Source organism: Streptomyces albidochromogenes (assembly GCF_005981925.1).
Lineage (GTDB): Bacteria > Actinomycetota > Actinomycetes > Streptomycetales > Streptomycetaceae > Streptomyces > Streptomyces albidochromogenes.
Map to the genome: position 1 here is coordinate 1 of NZ_VBVX01000308.1, position 7,370 is coordinate 7,370.

General features: G+C 71.6%; 5 protein-coding genes and 1 pseudogene. 3 read left to right on the forward strand and 3 right to left on the reverse strand.

Annotated elements, in window-relative coordinates:
• The 3 genes and pseudogenes from E2E34_RS28240 to E2E34_RS28250 form a co-directional block, all read right to left on the reverse strand.
• A pseudogene (locus tag E2E34_RS28240) lies at nucleotides 1–227 on the reverse strand (hypothetical protein); the annotation flags it as partial.
• 233 nt (nucleotides 228–460) lie between these two features.
• Nucleotides 461–2,425, reverse strand: coding sequence for a flavin monoamine oxidase family protein (locus E2E34_RS28245; RefSeq protein WP_138904722.1), 1,965 nt, complete (start codon nucleotides 2,423–2,425; stop codon nucleotides 461–463).
• Between the two features lie 68 nt (nucleotides 2,426–2,493).
• Nucleotides 2,494–3,285 carry a metal-dependent hydrolase gene (locus tag E2E34_RS28250; RefSeq protein WP_138904723.1) on the reverse strand — a complete coding sequence of 264 codons (792 nt, stop codon included), beginning with the start codon at nucleotides 3,283–3,285 and terminating at the stop codon, nucleotides 2,494–2,496.
• Between the two features lie 121 nt (nucleotides 3,286–3,406).
• On the opposite strand from E2E34_RS28250, the gene E2E34_RS28255 reads away from it, so the two are divergent.
• From E2E34_RS28255 to E2E34_RS28265, 3 genes are read left to right on the forward strand one after another with little or no spacing between them, the layout of a single operon-like run.
• On the forward strand, nucleotides 3,407–5,920 hold the full coding sequence (locus tag E2E34_RS28255) for a DEAD/DEAH box helicase (RefSeq protein WP_138904724.1): 2,514 nt from the start codon (nucleotides 3,407–3,409) through the stop codon (nucleotides 5,918–5,920).
• A gap of 49 nt (nucleotides 5,921–5,969) precedes the next feature.
• A complete protein-coding gene (locus tag E2E34_RS28260; RefSeq protein ID WP_138904725.1) occupies nucleotides 5,970–6,848 on the forward strand; it encodes an acyl-CoA thioesterase in 879 nt (292 codons plus the stop codon).
• A gap of 46 nt (nucleotides 6,849–6,894) precedes the next feature.
• Nucleotides 6,895–7,362: a VOC family protein gene (locus E2E34_RS28265; RefSeq protein ID WP_138904726.1), complete on the forward strand. Its 468-nt coding sequence runs from the start codon at nucleotides 6,895–6,897 to the stop codon at nucleotides 7,360–7,362.
• The last annotated feature ends 8 nt before the right edge of the window (nucleotides 7,363–7,370 follow it).

The following is a 7,370-nucleotide window of genomic DNA, read 5'->3' on the forward strand; positions in this document are numbered from 1 at the left end:
GTCTCCGGCCGCTGGGCGCGGCGGGCCTGACCGGGGTGGGCGGTGGTGTCGGAGTCGGGGGGCGAGCATGAGCCCTGCCCGGCCACGGGCGGCGCCGCCTCGGGCCCGGTGACGGACGCGGGTGCGGCGGCGGGTGCGGCGGCGGAACCGCCGGTCGCGGCCGCGAGGGACAGCAGGGCGAACACCGCGAGCAGCAGCGCCTTGGCGGCAGCGGTGATCCGCAGCACGGTCCTCCCTCCCCGGGCGTCGTGGCGGCGCGGTGCCGTGCGATGCCGCGACGGGCGTCGCGGCATCCTGTCGAGTACCGGCGCCATTGTGTCCAGGAGGAGGCACCGCGCCGCAACTCGGCGTATGACAACGGCGTTAACTCTCCGCGAACGCGAACGCGAACGCGAACCCGTCGCACTCGCGGTGATGCCGGCGGCCGGGTGGCCGCCGGCACGACCGCGGCGTGCGGCCGTCAGCGACCGCCGCCGTGCACCTCCAGGGCCGCGCGGACCGCCGACTCCAGCGCCCCCTCGATCCAGGCGGGCTTGAGCGAGGTGTGGCACCCGGCGAAGTGCAGCGGGCCCTCCGGGGTGCGGGTGTCCGGGAAGATCTCCGTGTGCTGCCCCGGCAGGAGCACGGACGCCTCGCCGTACGCGTAGGGGTCGCGCTGCCAGCTCTGGGTGCGGCCGGCGCCCGTGAAGAAGACCTCCAGCCGCTGCCCGTACACCTCCTGCATGCCGCGCAGCGCCAGCGCGTACCGGGCCTCGTCGTCGTAGGAGTCCCAGCGACGCGCGTCGTCCGCCCAGCTGTACGAGGCGAGTACGACGCCTCCGTCGCTGCCCGGCACCGGGTGCGACGGGTTGAACATGAAGCGGTTCGGGTTGTCCGTCACCGACCCGCCGCCGATGACCTCCGCCGCCTCCGGCTGGTCCCGGGAGACCCAGCAGTGCGCCGCGTAGTGCGTGCGCTGCTGCTCGGAGAGGTGGCCGGGCGGTACGGAGGGGTGGGCGCCGAGCAGCCGCCCGTCGTCCGGGACCCGGCCCTTGCGGTAGGCGTCGTACAGCCCGGGGTCCATGGCGTTCAGCTCGCGCTTCCAGTCGTCCTCGCTCATCTCCCACCAGCGGCGGCTGAATTCGAGGAGGACCTTGGTGGCGCTGTCGTAGTGGAGCTCGCAGACGGCGCGGCGCTTCTCGTAGGAGAGCTGGGGCGAGACCTGCACGTGCCGCAGGCCCGAGAAGGGGATGGTGACGATGGCGGTGTCGCCGGAGAACTCCTCGCGCACCACGCGCCCGTCGCGCCCCTCGGAGACGGTGTGCAGCCGTACGCGGGGGCCCGCTGCCCCCTCGCCGCGCGTCTCGATGCGTGTGACGCGCCGGTCGAAGCGCACCTCGTCGCGCACGTCGTCGAGGAGGGCGTCCGCGAGGACCGCCGTGCCGCCGGTCAGCTCGTAGAACTTGGTGCCGGGGCTGATCAGGGACGCGCCCATGAAGCTGTGCATGAACGACAGCGGCAGCCGGGACGTCATGTTCTCCAGCGTCCCGATGAGGTCGACGGTGCGGGTGTCGAGCTTGGCGTGCTCGGTGAGGAAGCGGTACATCGACCAGTCGCCGAAGCGCTGGATGATCCGGGCCCAGCCTTCGACCAGTTCGGGCATCGGCTTGTTGACGCGGGTGCCGTCGGGGCGGCGGGTGCTGTACTCGTCGCGCACCGGGTCCAGGGCCCGCCGGACGATCTCGGAGGCCGGGACGTCGACGTTCTTCCGCGGCACGCCGAAGGACCGGTTGATCGCCTGCGGGTTCTTCGCGTAGTCGGCGCGCCGCGCTCTGATCCCGTTGACGCGGATCCAGGTGCGGTACGCCGGCTTCCCGTCGGGGTCGGTGTCGATGTAGTGGAAGGGCCGGCGCTCGATCCCCAGGCGGTCGATGAGACCGATAACGAGCGGGTGGCTGCCGGGGATGCGCATGGCGCCCGCCTCGGCGTACTGCTTCGGGTCGGCGAACGGCGGCTCGGCGTTCTCGTGGCCGCCGGTGCGGAACGTCTTGATGCGGCCGCCGGCGCGGTTTCCGTTGGCCTCGACGATCGTGACGCGGTGGCCCGCGCGCTTGAGCAGCGACGCGGCGACCATGCCGGAGGGGCCGGCGCCGATCACCAGTACCTTCTTCGGCGCGCCCGCTCTCGGCAGCCCGTCGCCGAGGAGGATCTTCTCGTAGCGCGGCACCAGGGGCTTGTCGTCCTCGTCGACCACCAGCAGGGCGCGGGCGACGGCGAGGCAGGTCTGCCAGTCGGCGGTGGAACGGGGAGCGGCGGGCGCCGAGGGCGCGGCGGCGGCCGTGTGCACGGGGCCCACCGTCCCGGCGACGGTGGTGACGGCAGCGGCGGCGGCCACCGTCCCGGTGCGGGCGGTGAACTGACGGCGCGTCAAGTCTAAGGATTCCATGATCCGAGGGAACCGGATCTTGGTGCGCCGGGCAGCGAGTCCGTCGCAATTCACCCGAAAGGGAAAGGTCAGATGAAGTTGAGCGCCGCCGCGCCGCCCACTCCCCCGAGCAGCATGAACGCCGGCATCAGCACCTTCAGCTCGACCCAGCTGCCCGCGCGGAACCGCAGCGCCTTCGGCGGCCCGACCGGGTACCAGCGCTTGCGGCCGATCGGGATGGGCCACAGGATCGGGCAGCCGGAGACGGTGAGCGCGTCACCGATGTCGTGGACCAGCGCGCCGAGCACGATCGGCAGGCCGAGCCAGAGGTACTCCTGGCCGTCGCCGGTGAACAGCCAGTCGGCGCCGTTGCCCGGTTTGTCCAGTACGCCTGCCAGGATCCACGCACTGGTCGCGCCGAGCAGCCACACCAGTATGTCGCTGGACACCCGGGCGGCCCGCCACAGCAGGCCCTCCACCGCCAGCACCAGATGGACGAAGAGGAGGACGAGCACCGCCCAGCGGCCACCCGTGTACGCCGCGAGGGACGCGCCGCCGCCGATCATGACCGCCCAGAGCCAGGTGTGGGTGAGCGTGCGGTGGCCACCGGACCTGCGCGGGTCGCCCTGCTTCTTCGTGGCCTTGTAGACGGCGTACGACAGCTTGTCGACGATCTCGCACATGCCCCTCGACACGGGGCCGAAGGCGCGCGAGATGGTCGCGGACTTGTGGTCGAGGTCGGGCGCGAGAGCCGCGCCGGCGCAGATCAGGGCTCCGACGACGAGCACGGGCCAGGGCATCGGATGTCCGGCCGCGGCCGCGGCCGCCCCCACCCCCAGCCAGGCCGCTGCCCCTGACAGTGAGTGCGCCGGTCCCATCATGGTCGTCCCCGCCCCGTTTGCTCTTGTGGTGTGCCCCCGCCGACACGGCAGCGTATCGCTCATGATCTTCGAACGGCCGACCGGTTCCGTGTTCAGGGGGGAAGCCAGGCAAGATGGGGGCGTGACCCTTATCGATCAGATGCCCCCGACCGCCGACCCCGATGCCCTCTTCGAGGCTTTCACCTCTTGGGCCGAGGGCCAGGGCATCAGTCTCTATCCCGCCCAGGAGGAGGCGCTGATCGAGGTCGTGTCCGGTGCGAACGTGATCCTGTCCACGCCCACCGGCTCCGGCAAGAGCCTGGTCGCGGCGGGCGCGCACTTCGCCGCCCTCGCCCAGGACAAGGTCACTTTCTACACCGCGCCGATCAAGGCGCTGGTCTCGGAGAAGTTCTTCGACCTGTGCAAGCTCTTCGGCACCGAGAACGTCGGCATGCTGACGGGCGACGCGTCTGTCAACGCCGACGCCCCGGTGATCGCCTGCACGGCGGAGGTGCTCGCCTCCATCGCGCTGCGCGACGGCAAGCACGCCGACATCGGCCAGGTCGTGATGGACGAGTTCCACTTCTACGCCGAGCCGGACCGCGGCTGGGCGTGGCAGATCCCGCTGCTCGAACTGCCGCAGGCGCAGTTCGTCCTCATGTCGGCGACCCTCGGCGACGTCGCGATGTTCGAGAAGGACCTGACCCGCCGCACCGGCCGCCCGACGTCCGTCGTGCGCTCCGCGACCCGGCCGGTCCCGCTGTCGTACGAGTACCGCCTCACGCCGATCACCGAGACGCTGACCGAGCTCCTCGAGACCAAGCAGGCGCCGGTCTACATCGTGCACTTCACGCAGGCGGCGGCTGTCGAGCGGGCGCAGTCGCTGATGAGCATCAACATGTGCTCGCGCGAGGAGAAGGACCAGATCGCGGAGCTGATCGGCAACTTCCGCTTCACCACGAAGTTCGGCAAGAACCTCTCGCGGTACGTGCGGCACGGCATCGGCGTGCACCACGCCGGCATGCTGCCGAAGTACCGCAGGCTCGTCGAGAAGCTCGCGCAGGCGGGCCTGCTGAAGGTCATCTGCGGTACGGACACCCTCGGCGTCGGCGTCAACGTGCCCATCCGCACGGTGCTGTTCACGGCGCTCACGAAGTACGACGGCACGCGCGTGCGCACGCTGCGCGCCCGTGAGTTCCACCAGATCGCGGGCCGCGCGGGCCGCGCCGGCTTCGACACGGCGGGGCTGGTCGTGGCGCAGGCGCCGGAGCACGTCGTGGAGAACGAGAAGGCACTCGCCAAGGCGGGCGACGACCCGAAGAAGCGCCGCAAGGTGGTCCGCAAGAAGGCCCCAGAGGGCTTCGTCGCCTGGTCCGAAACGGGCTTCGACAAGCTCATCACGTCCGACCCCGAGCCGCTGACCAGCCGCTTCCGGGTGACGCACACGATGCTGCTGTCGGTCATCGCCCGCCCCGGCAACCCCTTCGCAGCGATGCGCCACCTGCTGGAGGACAACCACGAGCCGCGCAAGGCGCAGCTGCGGCACATCCGGCGGGCCATCGCCATCTTCCGCTCGCTGCTCGACGGCGGCGTGGTGGAGATGCTGGAGACTCCGGAGGCCGACGGCCGTACCGTACGGCTGACCGTCGACCTCCAGCAGGACTTCGCGCTCAACCAGCCGTTGTCGACGTTCGCGCTCGCCGCGTACGAACTGCTGGACCCGGACTCCCCCTCGTACGCCCTGGACATGGTGTCGGTCGTGGAGTCGACCCTCGACGACCCGCGCCAGATCCTCGCCGCCCAGCAGAACAAGGCGCGCGGCGAGGCGGTCGGCCAGATGAAGGCGGACCGGGTCGAGTACGAGGAGCGCATGGAGCGCCTCCAGGAGATCACGTACCCCAAGCCGCTGGAGGAGCTGCTGTGGCACGGGTACAACGTCTACCGCAAGAGCCACCCGTGGGTCGGCGACCACCCGGTGTCGCCGAAGTCCGTGGTCCGTGACATGTACGAGCGGGCCATGACCTTCTCGGAGTTCACCTCGCACTACGAGCTCGCCCGCACCGAGGGCATCGTGCTGCGCTACCTCGCGGGCGCGTACAAGGCCCTGGAACACACCATCCCGGACGACATCAAGTCCGAGGACCTGGAGGACCTCATCGCGTGGCTCGGCGAGCTGGTGCGCCAGGTCGACTCCAGTCTCCTCGACGAGTGGGAGCAGCTCGCCAACCCCGAGGTGGAGACGGCCGAGCAGGCCCAGGAGCGCGCCGACCAGGTCAAGCCGGTCACGGCCAACGCGCGGGCGTTCCGGGTACTCGTGCGCAACGCCATGTTCCGCCGCGTCGAGCTGGCCGCGCTGGACAACGTCCGGGAACTGGGCGAGCTCGACGGCGAGTCCGGCTGGGACGAGGACAAGTGGGGCGAGGCCATGGACGCGTACTGGGACGAGTACGAGGACCTGGGCACCGGGCCGGACGCCCGCGGCCCCAAGCTGCTGATGATCGAGGAGGACGCCGCCCACGGCCTGTGGCGCGTCCGCCAGACGTTCGCCGACCCGAACGGCGACCACGACTGGGGCATCAGCGCGGAGGTCGACCTCGCCGCCTCCGACGAGGAGGGGCGGGCGGTCGTCCGCGTCACCTCGGTCGGCCAGCTGTAGCAGACGGCCCCGGGCCGGTGCCGAGAAGCAACCCAAGGAGAAACGTCCCGTGACGACGAACCCCGCCGAACGGCTCGTCGACCTGCTCGACCTGGAGCAGATCGAGGTCAACATCTTCCGCGGCCGCAGTCCGCAGGAGTCGCTGCAACGCGTCTTCGGCGGGCAGGTGGCCGGCCAGGCGCTGGTCGCGGCCGGGCGTACGACCGAGGGCGACCGGCCCGTGCACTCGTTGCACGCGTACTTCCTGCGTCCCGGCCGCCCCGGGGTGCCGATCGTGTACCAGGTGGAGCGGGTGCGGGACGGGCGCTCCTTCACCACGCGGCGGGTCACGGCGGTCCAGCAGGGCCGGACGATCTTCAATCTGACCGCGTCGTTCCACCAGCCGGAGGAGGCCGCCTTCGAGCACCAGCTGCCGCCCCGCCTGGACTTCCCCGACCCGGACGCGCTGCCGACGGTGGTGGACGAGATCCGCGAGCACCTCGGGGAGCTGCCGGAGGCGCTGGAGCGGATGGCCCGCCGCCAGCCGTTCGACATCCGGTACGTCGACCGGCTGCGCTGGACCGCCGAGGAGGTCAAGGAGGCGGACCCGCGCAGCGCGGTGTGGATGCGCGCGGTCGGCCCGCTGGGCGACGACCAGCTCGTGCACACGTGCGCGCTGGCGTACGCGTCCGACATGACCCTGCTCGACGCGGTGCGGATCCCGGTGGAGCCGTTGTGGGGGCCGCGCACCTTCGACATCGCGTCGCTGGACCACGCCATGTGGTTCCACCGGCCGTTCCGCGCCGACGAGTGGTTCCTGTACGACCAGGAGTCCCCGGTGGCGACGGGCGCGCGAGGGCTGGCGCGCGGGCGCATCTACGACCGGGCGGGCAACCTGCTGGTGTCGGTGGTGCAGGAAGGCTTGTTCCGCCGGCTGCCGTCCGCCTGAGCGCCCCGCCCTTCCCCGCCGCGGGCCAGGTGGCGACAATCGCACCATGACCTCTTCTCCGGGCGCCGGCCCGCCCGCTTCCTGGCCCGAGCACCTCGACGTGGGGGCGGTGCGGTTCGCCCGCCCCACGGCGCGCTACGACGACGTTGTCGCCTTCTACCGGGACGACGTGGGGCTGCCGGTCCTGGGCCAGTGGCGCGGCCACGAGGGGTACGACGGGGTCCTGTTCGGCCTGCCGGGGACGCCGGTGCACATGGAGATCACCCAGCACGGCGCGCCGCCCAGGATCCCGGAGCCGCATCCGGAGAACCAACTGGTGCTGTACGTGCGGGGACCGCAGGCCGTGGACGCGGCGGTACGGCGGCTGCGGGAGCGCGGCCACGAGCCCGTGCGGGCGGCGAATCCGTACTGGCCGGACCGGGGCGCCGTGCTGTTCGCCGACCCGGACGGCTGGCTCGTGGTGCTGGCGCCGTGGGTCTTCGGACAGGACCCGGTGCCGGCGCCCGGCGCCTAGCCACCGGG